This is a genomic window from Mycobacterium sp. E342, assembly GCF_001667665.1.
GTDB lineage: Bacteria > Actinomycetota > Actinomycetes > Mycobacteriales > Mycobacteriaceae > Mycobacterium.
In genome coordinates, this window is record NZ_LZJM01000340.1 from 19,830 (window position 1) to 34,188 (window position 14,359).

Consider the following 14,359-nt stretch of genomic DNA (forward strand, 5'->3'; position numbering starts at 1 on the left):
CGCAGGCTACCAGTCGATTTCGGCAAGGGACGTGGTGGCGGCCGGTGGCCGCCCGACCGGTGCGGCCGGGGTACGCGAGAAGCGCGGGCCGGGTGCGGCCTGGTCGACCCCGTGCGCGGTGACGATCGTGGACCGCGCCCTCAGGTGCTCGTCGGCGGCCGCTTCGTTCCACGTCAGCACCGGGGTGACGCACGCGTCGGTGCCGGCGAAAACGGCCACCCATTCGTCGCGAGTCCGGCCGGCGAACCGCTGCGCGAAGACGTCGTGCATTTGCCGGTAGGACCCGGTGTCTAGCTGGCCGGGCACCTCGTCGGGGGACAGGCCCAGCCCGGTCAGCAACGCCGCGAAGAATTGCGGCTCGATGGCGCCGACGGCCACATATTTGCCGTCGGCGGTTTCATAGCAGCGGTAGAACGGGGCACCACCGTCGAGCAGAAACGACTCCCGCCGGTCGCGCAGCGACCCGGTCGACTTCATGGTCCACATCATTTGGCCGAGCAGGCTGACGCCGTCCACCATCGCCGCGTCGATGACCTGTCCGGCGCCCGAACGTTCCCGTTCGTACAGCGCGACGGCGATGCCGAGCAGCACCAGCATCGACCCGCCGCCGAAGTCGGCGACGAGGTTCAGCGGCGGCATCGGGGGCCGGTCGGCGTAGCCCAGCGCGGACAGCGCGCCGGTCCGCGACAGGTAATTGATGTCGTGGCCGGCCGTCCGGGCCAGCGGCCCGTTCTGACCCCACCCGGTGATCCGCGCGAAGATGAGCCGCGGATTGACCGCCGCGCACTCGTCGGGGCCGATGCCGAGTCGCTCGCAGGTGCCAGGCCGGAAACAGTCCAGCAGCACGTCGGCTTTGGCGGCCAGATCCAGCAGCGCCCGCGGCCGTGTCTTGACGTCCAGGTCGACGATCCGCTTACCGCGATGCAGCAGGTCGCGGTCCTCGGGCGGCATCACCAAGCCGCCGGGCCGGCGCACCCGCACCACGTCGGCACCGAGGTCGGCGAGCATCATTCCTGCGTGCGGCCCAGGTCCGATCCCGCCGAGCTCGATGACCCTCACCCCGGCCAGGGGCCCGCCGTCGCCCACCTCGACTAGTTCCCCTTCTTGACCTTGAGCACTCGCTCGCGCAGCGCCTTGGTCGCCGAATCGATGGTGCCCTTGACGGCGCGCTTCAGGACGAAACCGGGCAGTGGCACATTCGGGTCGGCCAGCAGCTCGAACTTGACCAGCGTCGCCTCGCCCTGCGGTATCAGGGTGTACTTCCCGTCCTGGGCCTTCTGCTGCGAGGAGCTCACCAGCTTCCAGCTGACCGAGTCCGCCGCCCAGGTGTAGGCCACCACCTGCTCATCGGTGATCCCGGCGACCTTCACCTTCATCTTCACCTGTTCGGGCCGCCCGTCGGCCCCCCTCGAGAGGACTTCCGCACTCTGATGGGGTTCGGACCATTCGGGCATCGCTTCGAAATCGGCGATGACGTCCAGGATCTCCTCCGGACTGGCTTCGATGACGATGTCGCGGGATTCCTTGAGTGCCATGGCCCGCACGATACTGAAACGGCGTCCGGCCCGGTAGGGATTCGGCGGAGGTACCGTCGTGCTTGTGACTGCCCCCGCAAGCCAGCCCGTCTACACCGTCGGTGACTATCTGTTGGACCGCCTCGCCGAACTCGGTGTCACCGAGATCTTCGGCGTCCCGGGGGACTACAACCTGGAGTTCCTGGACCACATCGTCGCCCACCCCAGCATCCGGTGGGTGGGCAACGCCAACGAGCTGAACGCCGGCTACGCCGCCGACGGCTACGGTCGGTTGCGCGGAATGTCGGCGGTGGTAACCACTTTCGGCGTGGGCGAGCTGTCGGCGGCCAACGCCATCGCGGGCAGCTACGCCGAGCAGGTGCCCGTCGTGCACATCGTCGGTGGACCCTCGAAAGACGCGCAGGGCACTCGCCGCGCGCTGCACCACTCCCTCGGCGACGGAGACTTCGAGCATTTCTTCCGGATCAGCCGCGAGATCACCTGCGCGCAGGCCAACCTCATGCCCGCGACCGCCCGCCGCGAGATCGACCGGGTGCTGTCGGAGGTGCGCGAACAGAAGCGGCCCGGCTACATCCTGCTCTCCACCGATGTGGCCCGCTTCCCCACCGAACCGCCCGGTGACCCGCTGCCCCGTTACACCGGCGGCACCAGCCCGCGCGCCCTGTCGCTGTTCGTCGAGGCCGCCTCGGAGCTCATCGGCGACCACCAGCTGACCGTGCTGGCCGACTTGCTGGTGCACCGGCTGCAGGTGGTCAAGGAACTCGAGGCGCTGCTAACCGCCGACGTCGTCCCCTACGCGACGCTGATGTGGGGCAAGAGCCTGCTCGACGAAAGCTCACCGCACTACCTGGGCATCTACGCGGGCTCGGCCAGCGCCCCGGCGGTGCGCGCCGCCATCGAACGGGCGCCGGTTTTGGTGACCGCGGGCGTGGTGTTCACCGACATGGTGAGCGGCTTCTTCAGCCAGCGGATCGACCCGGCCCGGACCATCGACGTCGGGCAGTACCAGAGCAGCGTGGCCGGCGAGGTCTTCGCGCCGCTGGAGATGGGTGCCGCGCTGGAGGCGCTGGCCACCATCCTGACCCGGCGTGCGGTCACGTCGCCGCCGGTGGCCTCGCCGCCCGCCGAGGCGCTGCCCCCATCCCCGCCGCGCGACCAACCGCTGACGCAGGAGATGTTGTGGGACCGCCTGTGCACGGCCCTCACCCCGGGCAACGTCGTCCTCGCCGACCAGGGCACCTCCTTCTACGGAATGGCCGACCACCGCCTGCCGCAGGGCGTGACCTTCATCGGCCAACCACTATGGGGCTCAATCGGTTACACGCTGCCCGCGGCGCTGGGAGCCGGGGTGGCGCATCCGGACCGCCGGACCGTGCTGCTGATCGGTGACGGCGCCGCGCAGCTGACCGTCCAAGAGCTGGGCAACTTCTCGCGGGAAGGGCTGTCCCCGGTCATCGTGGTGGTGAACAACGACGGCTACACCGTCGAGCGGGCGATCCACGGGGAGGCGGCGCCCTACAACGACATCGTGAATTGGAAGTGGACGGATGTCCCCGGCGCGCTGGGCGTCGCCGACCACCTGGCGTTCCGCGTGCAGACCTACGGTGAACTCGACGACGCCTTGACGGCCGCCGCGCGGTACCGGGACCGCATGGTGCTCGTCGAGGTGGTCCTGCCGCGGCTCGAAATCCCGCCGCTGCTGGTCGAACTCGTCCAGCCGATGTCGCCGGACGGCAGCGTTCGCCGCTAGGGCCACCGCATCAGGGTCGCGCGGGTGCGCCGTTGGGGCCCGCCGATCGCAGTATCGCCTGGACCGTCCGCCGGCAGCGGCCGCAGTCGGCGCCCGCCCCGCAGGCCCGCGCGACGTCCTTGGTCGTGCACGCCCCGGCCTCAACCGCCTCGGTCACCGTTTGACTGGTGACCCCGTTGCACAGGCACACGAACATCCCGGGTGGCCGCTCAGTCCGCCTCGATGCGCATCATGTTGGTGAATCGGCCGATGAACACCGGCGGGTAGGGCCCCACCCCGGCGCCCGACATCCACTCGGCCGCGGCGTCGGGATGCTCGATCCACCGCCGCGCGCTCTCCTCGTCGGGCAACTCCGACATGATCAGCACCTCGTGCTCATCGTCGAAGGCCTGGAAGATCCACGTCTTGCGGATGCCGGCCGCGACGAATCTGTCGGTGGCCGAGGCGACTTCGGCGGTCAGCGCCGACACGTCGTGGACCGAGGCGATGGTGGCGACGACGACGCCCGGCGCCTCCGGGGTCGCGGTGGGCGCCGGAATGAACCTGTCGACGATCTCGCCGGCGAAGACCGCGGGAATGTCGTCGACGCCGGCCGCGTCGAACCAGTCGAAGAAGATCCGGGAGCGCAGCAGTTCCACGATCGGCTCGCAGCTGTGGACTCCGATCATCACCAGTACGCGGCCGTAGTCGTGCGTCGAGGTGTAGACCAGGACGTGGTGGGCGCCGATGTCGGCCAGGGCCGCCTTCCTGCGCTCGAGCAGCGGCCACACCCGGCTCGGATCCGGAACGCGGTAGTCGGACGCGATCACCATCGAATGAATGTCGCCGTCGCTCAACGGAGTTGGTCCTTCATCACTTTCCCGGTGGCATTGAGCGGCAGGGCGTCGAGAAACTGGATGGATCTCGGCGCCTTGAAACCTGCCATCCGCTCCCGGCACCATATCAGCAAGTCATCCTCGGCCACCGGGGTTTTCGCCACCACGAAGGCCTTGCCCACCTGGCCGAGGCGTTCATCGGGGACACCGATGACAGCGGCCTGCGCCACCGCCGGATGCTCGAGCAGGTAGCCCTCGATCTCCGCCGGGTAGGCGTTGAACCCGCCCACGATGAACATGTCCTTCTTGCGCCCGTCGATGCGCAGCCGACCGGCGGCGTCGACGCGGCCCAGATCGCCGGTGTGCAGCCAGCCGTCGGCATCGATCGCGGCGGCGGTGGCCTCCGGATCGTCGAGGTACCCCTGCATGACGCCGTAGCCGCGGACCAGCACCTCGCCATCGTCGGCGATGCGCACCTCGACCCCGTCGCAGGGCAGGCCCGCGGTCGTCGCCACATCCTCGAACGAATCGCCGGGCCGGGACAGGGTGACGTTGCCGGCTTCGGTGAGCCCGTATCCGGTCATCAACGTCTGGAAGGGCAGTTCGCCGTGGATGCGGCGGACCAGTTCGACGGGGATGTCGGCGGCGCCGGTCACCCCCGCCCGCAACGTCGCGAGCTTGGCTTTGTCGCCGACCGTCAGTAGCGAGTGATACAGCGTCGGCGGACCCGGCAGCATCGTGACACGTTCGCGTTCAATGAGATTGACCACCGTGTCGACGTCGAACACCGCGACCGGCAGCATCGTCGCGCCGCGGAGAAACGACGTGATGAGACCGGCCTTCAAGCCGAACGTGTGGAAGTACGGGTTGATCTGCAGGTAGCGGTCGCCTTCGCGCAGGTCGGCGAGCGTCGCCCATTCTTCGTACATCCGCAGGCTCTGGCGATGATTCATCATCGCGCCCTTCGGGCGGCCGGTCGTGCCCGAGGTGAAGATGATGTCGGCGATGTCGCTGCCGCTCACCGCCCGCTCGAACGGTGAACCGCTGGAAAGGAACTCGGACTTCAGATCGATGACGGGCGCGCCCGCCGGGGCGATGTAGTCCTGGCCCAGAAAACCCTTCTGAACCATTACGGCCTTGACTTCACTGCGGGTGATGATGTCGCCCGCTTCTTCCGTCTTGAACCGCGTATTTACCGGCACCAGCACGCCGCCCGCGGTGAGCAGCCCGAAGGCCGCGATGATCCATTCCGCGGAATTCGGCGCCCAGACGGCGACGCGATCGCCCCTGTTGATGCCCAGTTCGGCGAAAGCGCCTGCCGCGCAACGGATCTGCTCGACCGCTTCCGAGAAGGTGAGGCGCAGCGGACCGTCCACGATCGCTTCCGCGTCACCGAAGCGGTCCGCCGCGCTCGAGACCATCTCGGGGATGGTCTGCCAGGTCGGGCGGCCTGTCACACCGTGACGAGTCGTCCGAGGTTGCCGCCCATGATCTTTGCCTGGTCGTCGACGGACAGGTGCGACAATGCGTTGACGTAGAAGGTCGGCTCAGCCAGCCCCTCCGGGTGCGGCCAGTCCGAGCCATACAGCACCCGGTCCACGCCGACGAGGCTGACCAGATCGTCGATGCCGTCCTCGAAGAACGGGCTCACGTGGATGCGGTTCTTGACCATCTCGACGGGGTCGCTCGGGAAGACCTCCGGGGCCTTGCGGAAGACCTCGGCCAGGCCGTCCAGCAACGGTGTCATCCACTTCGAACCGGCCTCGACGATCGCGACCTTCAGCTTCGGGTGGCGGTAGAGCGCGCCGTGAATCACCCACGAGCCCACCGCGTCCTGGATCGGCCGCCACTCGTTGAGGATGCCCATCGCGTTGGTCTGGAACGGCAGCATCTCCTGCTCGGCGCCGTCCCACTCGGAGGTGTACCGGGAGTAGCCGCTGTCGCTGGAATGCATGCCGACCAGCACGTCGTGCTCGACGACCCGCTCCCAGAAGGGGTCGAATTCGGGCACCGCGAACGACCGCGGGCCGCGGAAGCCGGGGACGGGAGCCGGGCGGACCAGGATGCAGCGCGCGCCGCGCTTGACCGCCCACTCCAGCTCCTCGATCGCCTTCTCGACGATCGGCAGGGTGATGACCGGGGTGGTGAAGATCCGGTTCTGGTAGTTGAAGCCCCAGACCTCGTCGAGCCACTGGTTCAGCGCATGGATCAGGACGTGGATGGCGACCGGGTCGTCGCGCAGCCGCTCCTCGAGCAGGCTGGCCAGCGTCGGGAACATCAGCGTGCGGTCCAGGCCCAGCTCGTTCATCTTCTCCAGACGCGGGCCGGGCTCGAAGAACGCCGGGATCGCGCGCATCGGCTCGCCGAACAGCTCGCGCTTGCTCTTGCCGTCCGGGTTGCCGTACTTGAAGTACTCCTCCCACGCGCCCGGCCGCGCGACGACCTCGAAGGTCGGGTTGGGAATGTAATTGCTGATGTGGCCGCGGATCGCGATCTTGGTGCGCCCATTGATCTGCACGTACTGGACGTAGTCCTTGTACTCCTTGGGCAGGAACTTGGTCAGCGCCTCCGGCGGCTCGTAGAGATGGTTGTCCGCGTCAAAGATCGGGAACGGGACGTCCTCCCGGTGCGACAGCTGGCCCATGGAATCCTCCTTCGCAATTTTTGAGAATTGTATTCTCTGCGGGCGTCGAACCGCAACGGGGCCCCGCCATTGCGCGGGAACGGTCAGCAGGTGGCGACGATTTTGAAGGGCGCGGTGGCCGGTTCGTTGGGCTTGTCGGGCTTGTATCCCCGTGCGGTGCCGGTGATGGTGAACCTGTCCCCGCTCAGCCTCGTGTCCGCGTCACCCTGTCCGCCCCGCGAGTACATTCCGGTGAAGCCATTGACATTGCGGATGTGCACCGACTCGGCGCTGACGGCCTCCGCTTGCTCATCGACGACCACTCTGGCTCCGGCGAAATCGCCGCCGATGTCGATCGTCCGGGTCCATTGCAGCTGACCGCACTTGACGACGTTGAACGTCGTTTCGCTTCCGTTGACCGTCACCGAGGCGGTGCTGGCCAGCCGGGTGGGCGGCCGCGGAGTGCATGCGCCGACGGTCGTGACAGCGAGCGCCGCCACGACCGCGGCCGCGATTCGATCCCGCAAGGGGTACCCCTGTCTTCGCTGACGGATAGCGCTTCGGCCTGCAACGACGATGCTATTCTCTGCACTTCAGACAGATGCCGATATCGTCTGTTCTCGTCCAAGGAGCGATGCCGCATGGTGGACCTGGAGATCGACGACGGGCTGGCTGTGCTGACCATCGATCGGCCTCAGGCGCGCAACGCCATCGCCCTGGACACCATGCAGCAGCTCGAAAAGGCGCTCGACGCGGCGGCGGGCGCCAAGACGCTGGTGATCAAGGGCGCGGGTGATCGGGCTTTCGTGTCCGGTGGCGACCTCAAGGAGCTGCGCGCGCTGCGCACCGAAGAGGACGCCGCGGCGATGGCCAAGCGGATGCGGGCGATCTGCGATCAGCTCGCCGGCTTCCCCGCTCCGGTGATCGCCGCGCTGAACGGCCACGCCTTCGGTGGCGGCGCCGAGGTCGCCGTTGCGGCCGACATCCGGCTGGCGGCCGACGACGTCAAGATCGCCTTCAATCAGGTCGAGCTGGGGATCATGCCGGCCTGGGGCGGCGCCGAGCGGCTGGCCGAACTCGTCGGAAAGAGCCGGGCGCTGTTGCTGGCCGGCACCGGAACCGCCCTCACCGCGGACGAGGCCGAGCGAATCGGCTTGGTGGACCGGGTGTTGCCGCGCGCGGAGTTCGACGAGGGATGGCAATCCATCGCGAGGTCGCTGGCTCGCCACCCGGCAACCGAGATCAAGCGCGTAATCAGCGGAGTTTCGGCGGACGAAGCGATAGCATCCTTTGCGCGGCTGTGGGTTGCCGACGCGCACTGGCGGGCCGCGGAGCGGGTCATGAACCGCACGATGAGTGCGCGACGGGCGGCCGGAGGAGCGAGATGAGGGGCAGACTGGCGGGCGCGACGACGCTATCGGTGCTGCTGGTGGGTGCGACCGGTTCCCTCGTCAGCGCCGGCCATGCCCGGGCCGACGACCCGGTCATGCATCACGTCAAATACACCGTGACCGCGAAGAATCCGATCTACACCGACATCTATTACCTGGACCACCAACCGGAGAAATTCTCCGACTACAGCCACAACCCTTACTCGTTCACGCCGCACGTCGATGTCGACCTCGGCCCCAGCACGCCGTGGAGTTTCGACCTGGACATGTCGAACCCCGACGATTACGCGATGGTCGTGGCGAGCACGGGTACGGAGCCCGGCACGCCGGGGCTTCACTGCGATCTGGCGGTCGACGGAGCCGTGGTCGTATCCAAGGACGGCCCCAAGGGCGTGCTCTGTTCGCTGCGCAACTGGTGAACAACCCAGGTCTGCGGCACACCATCGATCGGCTGCGGCTCGCCTTCCAGGCGCCGCAAGTGATCTTCGACTAGCTGCACCGTTTCGGCGTGACCGCCGGACATCCCGATCGCCCGCTCGAGAACCAAAAATCTGGACAAGCTGGACATGAGCACGGTAACCACGACCGGCGGCATGTCTTCTCTGGCCACTCCATACCGCTGCAGGGCGGCCGTCACCGCTTGCCGTTCCTCTTCACGCAAACGTTCTGCGTAGTAAGCGATTTCGGCTCGCAATTCCTTGCGGTGGTTGGCCAGCGCCATGAATTCCATGGAAATCCGGGTGAATGCGGGATCAGTGCCGAATCGCCACAACGCCCACAGCGGCTGCGGCGACTTCATCAGCTGCGCGTGCACCGCGAGCGCTTCCTCGCCGCGGCGGCGGAACACCTCGAGGAAGAGCTCTTCCATGGTGCGGAAGTAGTAGTGCACCAGTTGCGGCTTCAGCCCCGCCTTGTTCGCGAGGCGGCGCGACGTGACTGCGGCGTAGCCCTCGTCGAGCATCAGCTGTTCGGCCGCGTCGAGCAGCAGACCGCGATTCTTCGCGTCCGGCGCCCCGATCCTGCGGACCGATGTCATCCCGCTACTCCGTCCTCCCGATCGCGTGGCGACCACGGAAATCGTAGCGCGGCACGGCGTTGTGACCTTGACCACGACATTACCGCCGTGCTAAGCAGGTGCTCAGCAGATTGTCGAAACGGGGGCGGTTTCGCATGCCGACGAACCCCGCCGGTAAACCCAGCCCAGGGAGACGCACATCCGATGAGTAACTACGAGTCGATCGACTTCTTCACCGATCCGTCTCTGGTCCCCGATCCCCACCCCTACTTCGACTACCTGCGCGGTCAGAATCCGGTGCTGCGTCTGCCCCATTACGGCGTCGTCGCCGTCACCGGGTATGACGAAGCCTGCGAGGTCTACAAGGACCCCGAGACGTTTTCCAACATCGTCGCCCTCGGCGGCCCGTTCCCCCCGTTGCCCTTCCAACCCGAAGGCGACGACATCAGTGCCCAGATCGATCGGCACCGCAGCTTTTTCCCGATGAACGAGCACATGGTCACCATGGATCCGCCGGACCACACCAAGGCGCGATCGGTGCTGGCGAAGCTGCTGACCCCGAGCCGGCTGAAGCAGAACGAGGAATTCATGTGGCGCCTCGCCGACCGTCAGCTCGACGAGTTCTTGCGCAACGGGGAGTGCGAGTTCATCGCCGAGTACTCAAAGCCGTTCGCCACCTTGGTGATCGCCGACCTGCTGGGCGTGCCGGAATCCGACCACAAGGAGTTCCGCAAGGTCTTGGGCGCCGACCGTCCCGAGGCGCGGGTGGGCGCGCTGGACCACGAGTCGGTCGGGATCAACCCGCTGGAGTGGCTCGACGAGAAGTTCTGCACCTACATCGAGGACCGGCGACGCGAGCCACGCAACGACGTCCTGACCTCATTGGCGTCGGCGAAGTACCCCGACGGCTCGACGCCGCCCGTCATCGAGGTCGTCCGCTCGGCGACGTTCCTCTTCGCCGCCGGGCAGGAAACCACGGCCAAGCTGCTCAGCGCGGCGCTGCAGGTGCTCGGGGACCGGCCGGACATCCAGCAAGAGCTGCGCGACGACCGCAGCCTGATTCCCGGGTTCATCGAGGAATCGCTGCGGATGGACAGCCCCGTCAAGAGTGACTCGCGGCTGGCCCGTAGAGCCACCACCGTCGGGGGCGTTGACATCCCCGCCGGCACCGTGGTGATGGTGCTGCCGGGCGCGGCCAATCGCGACCCGCGCCGGTTTGAGAACCCGCACGAGTTCGACCTGTATCGACGCAACGTGCGCGAGCACATGGCGTTTGCCCGCGGCGTGCACTCCTGCCCGGGCGGCCCGCTCGCCCGCGTCGAGGGCCGCGTCTCGATCGAGCGGCTGCTGGACCGGATGTCGCACATCGAGATCGACGAAGCCCACCACGGTCCGAGCGCCGATCGCCGCTACACCTACGAGCCGACGTACATCCTGCGCGGCCTGAGCGAACTGCACCTGAGGTTCACGACGGCGGACGCGGTCGCGGTCGTGGGCTGAAATCACAGGTTCATGCCGACGAAGTAGCAGCCGAGCAGGGCGGCGGCCATCAGCACCACCCAGGCGTCGGTCAGCCGGCACAGCAGGACCGGAGCGTTCCTGACCTCCATGAACTCGCGAAAGATGATGCGCACCTTGACAAGTGCGATCACGATGACGGTCGAGGTGACCACCGCGCTGGATTTCAGCGATCCACCGGCGGAATGGTCTATCCATAGGTAGGCGAGCGTCAGCGACGCCAGGATCAGCCATACCACCGGCAACCGCTTGTTGAACTTGATTCCGATCACCTCACCACATACAGCAACGCGAAGATGAGCACCCATAGGAAATCAACGGTGTGCCAATAGGTGGCACACGTTTCAATATTTTCCTGGACCTTCCGCTCCCGGCGCGCCTGACCGCGCAGTTGGTAGACGACGACACCGAGGGCGACGAAGCCGATCAGCAGGTGCACGAAGTGGATGCCGGTGAGGAAGAAGTAGTAGGTGAAGAAGTCGTTGCTGCCCAGCCCATTTCCCGCGTGCACCAGCCGGGCCCACTCGAACACCTTGAAGAACAGGAACACCACGGCGAATGCGGCCGTGACGAACACGTCTCGCAGCGCCGCACGATAGGCGCCGGCACGGGCGGACTGGACGCAGCGGGCCACCGACCACGAGCTCAGCAGCAGGACAAGGGTGTTGAAAACCCCGATGCGCAGGTCGAGGTGCGCCTGCGAGCGCAGGAAAAGCTCGGGGCCGCGAGCGCGGGAGAACAAATAGAAGCCGAAATATGCGGTGAAGACCAGCGTCTCGAACAACACGAATGCCCACATGTCGGGCTGGCCCGGCACGAACCTGGTCCGTTGCTTGTCCTCGGCTACGCCGGTCATCACGCGGCCGCCCCTTTTCGCGGCAGGTCAGGCAGGCGCCCGGTACCGAAGTCTTCGCGGCGGATCATGTGAAACAGCATCACGATGAAAGTGACTTGGTAGATGCCGAATACGACCATGTCCAGCCACCAGGCGATCTCCCCATCCCACGCGAACACGCCACGCCGAAAGATCCAGCACGGCGCCACCACCACCTCGGTCAGCGCGTTGCACAGGTTGAGATAGCCGAACCACTTGGGGAACACGCGGTTCGTGTCGAGCAGGATCGCGACCATCCAGATCAGCGAGCCGATCAGGAACACCCCCATCGTGCCGTCGAAGGACAGGAAGGCGAAGTCGTAGAGCCAACCGATCGCTTCGGGGTCGCGCTCGGGTCGCAGTGTGCCGACGATCAGCGCGATGTTGAGCAGCAGCATGCCGGGAACCGCACTCAGCGAATAGATGAGCAGATACGAATACCCGAAGGCCCGACTGACCGACATGCGCCGCATCGAGTACGCGATCAGGGCGTTGTTGACCGCGATCATGCCGCTGACGGCGAAGATGATGCCGAAGCCAACCGGTATCCCGAGACGGCGTTCGAAGAACCAGTGGAGCTGTGTGGCGAGGTCCCAGCTGGGCTCGGGCGGGGGCTGGACCTGCGCCACGATGAAAAACATCGGAAAGAAGATGGCGTAGAACAGCAGGAGGGTCCCCCACGCGAACCATAGTTCTCGTCTGGGGTTGTGCCTTACCTGCCAGCGGATTCGGCGAGGCAGGGCTCCAGCGGAGGGCGGCGGTGTGATCACCGCACTCATGCGTTGACCAGTTCGTCTGGCCGCCCGTGGATCTCGGCGCGCTCGCGATAAACGGCGCGCCCCAAGACGACGCCCATCACCACGATCCAGACGGCAATCGCGACGTTCTTCACCCAGAACGACAAGAAGCCGTCCCATGCCAGCGGTCCGGTCAGCGAGACGCCGACGAACGCCGCGGGCACCAGCGCGGCCGCCACGAGAAGATTGAAGTGGGCCACCCAGCGGCCGAACACCGGGCGCTGCTGATCGTCGAAATAGATTGCCACGGCCAGGATCACGCTTTGCCCGATCAGGAAGGGCACCAGGATCGTGAAGGTGATCCAGCCGAAATCGTTGAGCAGCTGAGTCAGCCCCGGACTCCGCTCCGGCCGGAAGGCGGCCAGCAGCCAGCAGACGTTGGCGACGAGAAACAGGGTCGGACCGCCGGCCGCGCAACCCAGCATCGCGTAGGAAAAGATCGGCGTTCGGTGCGCCATCCTGCGGATCTGCAGCACGATCAAAGCCAGAATCGGCACGAGGCACACCCCGAACCAGTTGAACACAATCATGCTGTACCGAACCTCCGGGAAATGCGCCGGATCGCGGTAGAACGCAGCGACCTGTTCCGCCGGCATCGTCGGTGACATCGGCGGGTTGAAGCCCGGAAAGAGAAAGAACGAGGCGATCCAAATGATCAGGGCGGCGGGCAGACTCCACAGCAGGATCAGCTCACCGTCGGTCCGCCGCAGCGGCGCCCGCGTCGTCCCTCCACCCTGAGTAACGCCACCGTCGACGTCGGACATCAGCACCCCTGTCCTGCGAGATCGGCCACCCACACCCGCCCAGTCAGCGAAGCTAGCCGATCGGCTAGCCTGGAGTCAATAGCATCGTCTAGTCTCGGTGCGTGGGCAGAGCACCAGAGCAGGTCACCGATGGGCAGTTCCGGCTGATCGAGCACAGTGCGGCCCGGACGCGGGTGCTGGACGCCGCGTTGGAGCTGTTCGCCGCGCACGGTGTCAGCGGTACGTCGCTACAGATGATCGCCGACGCCGTCGGGATAACGAAAGCCGCTGTCTACCACCAGTTTCGGACTAAAGAGCAGATCGTCATCGCCGTGACCGAGCGCGAACTCGGCCGGCTCGAGCCGGCCCTCGAGGAGGCCGAGGCATACGACGACGGGCCGCAGGCGCGAGACGCCTTATTGGTGCGGGTGGTCGAGATGGCCGTTCGCGACCGACGGTTGGTGCGCACGTTGCAATTCGATCCCGTCGTCGTCCGATTGCTGGCCGAGCACAAGCCGTTTCAAACCTTCATGGACCGTCTGTACCGGGTGCTGCTGAGCGATGCGGGGCTGGACGGACGAATCGAGGCGGCCATGTTCTCCGGCGCGCTCGCCACCGCTGTCATGCATCCGCTGGTCGCCGGCATCGATGACGACACATTGCTCACCCAGGTCACCGACTTGAGCCGGCGCCTGCTCGGCCTGCCTCGGGACACCCCCGACTGACGAGTGCGGCTATGTGTCGGCGCGGACCCAGGTCATGACGCCGTCGTGGGCGAAGCAGATCAGGAACAGGCCGTCCGGCGCCTGCGCGACGTAGTTCTGGTAGTTCTGGCAGTTGGCGCCTTCCTCCTTGACGCCCGCCATCGGAGGCGACCGGAACCATCGCGGCTGATATCTCCTGGGCGAGCCGCAGAACATCAGCCGTCCGGGCTCAGAGGCGAACGAGACGTAGCCGTCGGCGACACCGAAGGCGTAGTAGGTGGTGTTGTCACACGGCGCGCCCAGAACCTGATGCGGCATGATGCCCGGGGTGCAGGCCGGGTAGTCACAAACGGTGGGCCCGGCCGACGACGGCGGCGCCGCCAGCACACCGGCGCCGAGCAACGCGGCGGCCATCGCCACGATGAATCGCACCCGATTACTTTGCCATACCCGAAAAGAAAATTCTCCTGGTTGGAGAAGATCGGCCGAGCCCCGCGGGCGCCGGCGCCGGGGCGCGCCGGCGAGGCTTCGCGTCGTCACCCGGGAGGCACGCATTTCCGCATGTGGAAGCCACGATTGCGGCTGACCGATGAC

The 14,359-nt window shown here is 66.6% G+C and carries 18 protein-coding genes; 5 read left to right on the forward strand and 13 right to left on the reverse strand.

Going from position 1 to position 14,359, the window contains the following annotated elements:
- Positions 1-6 precede the first annotated feature (6 nt).
- Complete coding sequence (locus A5692_RS27605; RefSeq protein ID WP_082963158.1) at positions 7-1,086, reverse strand: CaiB/BaiF CoA-transferase family protein; 1,080 nt, start codon at positions 1,084-1,086, stop codon at positions 7-9.
- A 5-nt stretch (positions 1,087-1,091) separates the two neighbouring features.
- Positions 1,092-1,535: an SRPBCC family protein gene (locus A5692_RS27610; RefSeq protein ID WP_068062793.1), complete on the reverse strand. Its 444-nt coding sequence runs from the start codon at positions 1,533-1,535 to the stop codon at positions 1,092-1,094.
- A 64-nt stretch (positions 1,536-1,599) separates the two neighbouring features.
- On the opposite strand from A5692_RS27610, the gene A5692_RS27615 reads away from it, so the two are divergent.
- Positions 1,600-3,285 carry an alpha-keto acid decarboxylase family protein gene (locus tag A5692_RS27615; protein WP_068062796.1) on the forward strand — a complete coding sequence of 562 codons (1,686 nt, stop codon included), beginning with the start codon at positions 1,600-1,602 and terminating at the stop codon, positions 3,283-3,285.
- Positions 3,286-3,295: 10 nt separating this feature from the next.
- Here the strand turns inward: A5692_RS27615 and A5692_RS27620 are convergent, their stop codons facing one another.
- The 5 genes from A5692_RS27620 to A5692_RS27640 all read right to left on the reverse strand — a co-directional run bounded on the left by A5692_RS27620 (position 3,296) and on the right by A5692_RS27640 (position 7,250).
- Entirely contained in the window at positions 3,296-3,481 is a 186-nt protein-coding gene (locus A5692_RS27620; RefSeq protein ID WP_068062798.1) for a bacterioferritin-associated ferredoxin, read from the reverse strand.
- A gap of 13 nt (positions 3,482-3,494) precedes the next feature.
- A complete protein-coding gene (locus A5692_RS27625) occupies positions 3,495-4,121 on the reverse strand; it encodes a fatty-acid--CoA ligase (protein WP_068062800.1) in 627 nt (208 codons plus the stop codon).
- Positions 4,118-5,521, reverse strand: coding sequence for a FadD3 family acyl-CoA ligase (locus A5692_RS27630; protein ID WP_068062908.1), 1,404 nt, complete (start codon positions 5,519-5,521; stop codon positions 4,118-4,120). Before A5692_RS27630 ends, A5692_RS27625 begins: the two co-directional genes overlap by 4 nt.
- A 32-nt stretch (positions 5,522-5,553) precedes the next feature.
- Positions 5,554-6,744, reverse strand: coding sequence for an amidohydrolase family protein (locus A5692_RS27635; RefSeq protein WP_068062803.1), 1,191 nt, complete (start codon positions 6,742-6,744; stop codon positions 5,554-5,556).
- 83 nt (positions 6,745-6,827) lie between these two features.
- Entirely contained in the window at positions 6,828-7,250 is a 423-nt protein-coding gene (locus A5692_RS27640; protein ID WP_068062811.1) for a lipoprotein LpqH, read from the reverse strand.
- A gap of 114 nt (positions 7,251-7,364) precedes the next feature.
- Here A5692_RS27640 and A5692_RS27645 point away from each other — a divergent pair, with 114 nt between their 5' ends.
- Together A5692_RS27645 and A5692_RS27650 are read left to right on the forward strand one after the other, a co-directional pair.
- The gene (locus A5692_RS27645; RefSeq protein WP_068062814.1) at positions 7,365-8,111 is read left to right on the forward strand and encodes an enoyl-CoA hydratase/isomerase family protein; all 747 of its coding nucleotides are present in this window, start codon (positions 7,365-7,367) and stop codon (positions 8,109-8,111) included.
- 98 nt (positions 8,112-8,209) lie between these two features.
- Positions 8,210-8,533 (forward strand): hypothetical protein, encoded by a 324-nt coding sequence (locus tag A5692_RS27650; protein WP_082963166.1) that lies wholly within the window; start codon positions 8,210-8,212, stop codon positions 8,531-8,533.
- Here the strand turns inward: A5692_RS27650 and A5692_RS27655 are convergent.
- Entirely contained in the window at positions 8,449-9,150 is a 702-nt protein-coding gene (locus A5692_RS27655; RefSeq protein WP_068062821.1) for a TetR/AcrR family transcriptional regulator, read from the reverse strand. The two genes, A5692_RS27650 and A5692_RS27655, sit on opposite strands and share 85 nt — an antisense overlap.
- Before the next feature lie 183 nt (positions 9,151-9,333).
- Here A5692_RS27655 and A5692_RS27660 point away from each other — a divergent pair, with 183 nt between their 5' ends.
- Positions 9,334-10,629 carry a cytochrome P450 gene (locus tag A5692_RS27660; RefSeq protein ID WP_068062823.1) on the forward strand — a complete coding sequence of 432 codons (1,296 nt, stop codon included), beginning with the start codon at positions 9,334-9,336 and terminating at the stop codon, positions 10,627-10,629.
- A gap of 2 nt (positions 10,630-10,631) precedes the next feature.
- Here the strand turns inward: A5692_RS27660 and A5692_RS27665 are convergent, their stop codons facing one another.
- From A5692_RS27665 to A5692_RS27680, 4 genes are read right to left on the reverse strand one after another with little or no spacing between them, the layout of a single operon-like run.
- The gene (locus A5692_RS27665) at positions 10,632-10,916 is read right to left on the reverse strand and encodes a cytochrome C oxidase subunit IV family protein (RefSeq protein ID WP_068062911.1); all 285 of its coding nucleotides are present in this window, start codon (positions 10,914-10,916) and stop codon (positions 10,632-10,634) included.
- Positions 10,916-11,503 (reverse strand): cytochrome c oxidase subunit 3 family protein, encoded by a 588-nt coding sequence (locus A5692_RS27670; protein ID WP_068062825.1) that lies wholly within the window; start codon positions 11,501-11,503, stop codon positions 10,916-10,918. The genes A5692_RS27665 and A5692_RS27670 overlap by 1 nt, the downstream gene beginning before the upstream one ends.
- The gene (locus A5692_RS27675; RefSeq protein WP_068062837.1) at positions 11,503-12,300 is read right to left on the reverse strand and encodes a hypothetical protein; all 798 of its coding nucleotides are present in this window, start codon (positions 12,298-12,300) and stop codon (positions 11,503-11,505) included. Before A5692_RS27675 ends, A5692_RS27670 begins: the two co-directional genes overlap by 1 nt.
- Complete coding sequence (locus A5692_RS27680; protein ID WP_068062913.1) at positions 12,297-13,082, reverse strand: hypothetical protein; 786 nt, start codon at positions 13,080-13,082, stop codon at positions 12,297-12,299. Before A5692_RS27680 ends, A5692_RS27675 begins: the two co-directional genes overlap by 4 nt.
- Before the next feature lie 101 nt (positions 13,083-13,183).
- Here A5692_RS27680 and A5692_RS27685 point away from each other — a divergent pair, with 101 nt between their 5' ends.
- Positions 13,184-13,786 carry a TetR/AcrR family transcriptional regulator gene (locus A5692_RS27685; RefSeq protein ID WP_068062840.1) on the forward strand — a complete coding sequence of 201 codons (603 nt, stop codon included), beginning with the start codon at positions 13,184-13,186 and terminating at the stop codon, positions 13,784-13,786.
- A gap of 9 nt (positions 13,787-13,795) precedes the next feature.
- Here the strand turns inward: A5692_RS27685 and A5692_RS27690 are convergent, their stop codons facing one another.
- The gene (locus A5692_RS27690) at positions 13,796-14,179 is read right to left on the reverse strand and encodes a hypothetical protein (RefSeq protein ID WP_197514579.1); all 384 of its coding nucleotides are present in this window, start codon (positions 14,177-14,179) and stop codon (positions 13,796-13,798) included.
- Between the last annotated feature and the right edge of the window lie 180 nt (positions 14,180-14,359).

What these genes read in the sequence shown, in the direction of transcription:
- A5692_RS27610 (WP_068062793.1), bottom strand. Translation starts at nt 1,535, where the DNA reads ATGGCACTCAAGGAATCCCGCGACATCGTCATCGAAGCCAGTCCGGAG.
- A5692_RS27620 (WP_068062798.1), bottom strand. Translation starts at nt 3,481, where the DNA reads ATGTTCGTGTGCCTGTGCAACGGGGTCACCAGTCAAACGGTGACCGAG.
- A5692_RS27630 (WP_068062908.1), bottom strand. Translation starts at nt 5,521, where the DNA reads ATGGTCTCGAGCGCGGCGGACCGCTTCGGTGACGCGGAAGCGATCGTG.
- A5692_RS27635 (WP_068062803.1), bottom strand. Translation starts at nt 6,744, where the DNA reads ATGGGCCAGCTGTCGCACCGGGAGGACGTCCCGTTCCCGATCTTTGAC.
- A5692_RS27645 (WP_068062814.1), top strand. Translation starts at nt 7,365, where the DNA reads ATGGTGGACCTGGAGATCGACGACGGGCTGGCTGTGCTGACCATCGAT.
- A5692_RS27650 (WP_082963166.1), top strand. Translation starts at nt 8,210, where the DNA reads ATGCATCACGTCAAATACACCGTGACCGCGAAGAATCCGATCTACACC.
- A5692_RS27655 (WP_068062821.1), bottom strand. Translation starts at nt 9,150, where the DNA reads ATGACATCGGTCCGCAGGATCGGGGCGCCGGACGCGAAGAATCGCGGT.
- A5692_RS27660 (WP_068062823.1), top strand. Translation starts at nt 9,334, where the DNA reads ATGAGTAACTACGAGTCGATCGACTTCTTCACCGATCCGTCTCTGGTC.
- A5692_RS27670 (WP_068062825.1), bottom strand. Translation starts at nt 11,503, where the DNA reads ATGACCGGCGTAGCCGAGGACAAGCAACGGACCAGGTTCGTGCCGGGC.
- A5692_RS27675 (WP_068062837.1), bottom strand. Translation starts at nt 12,300, where the DNA reads ATGAGTGCGGTGATCACACCGCCGCCCTCCGCTGGAGCCCTGCCTCGC.
- A5692_RS27680 (WP_068062913.1), bottom strand. Translation starts at nt 13,082, where the DNA reads ATGTCCGACGTCGACGGTGGCGTTACTCAGGGTGGAGGGACGACGCGG.
- A5692_RS27690 (WP_197514579.1), bottom strand. Translation starts at nt 14,179, where the DNA reads ATGGCCGCCGCGTTGCTCGGCGCCGGTGTGCTGGCGGCGCCGCCGTCG.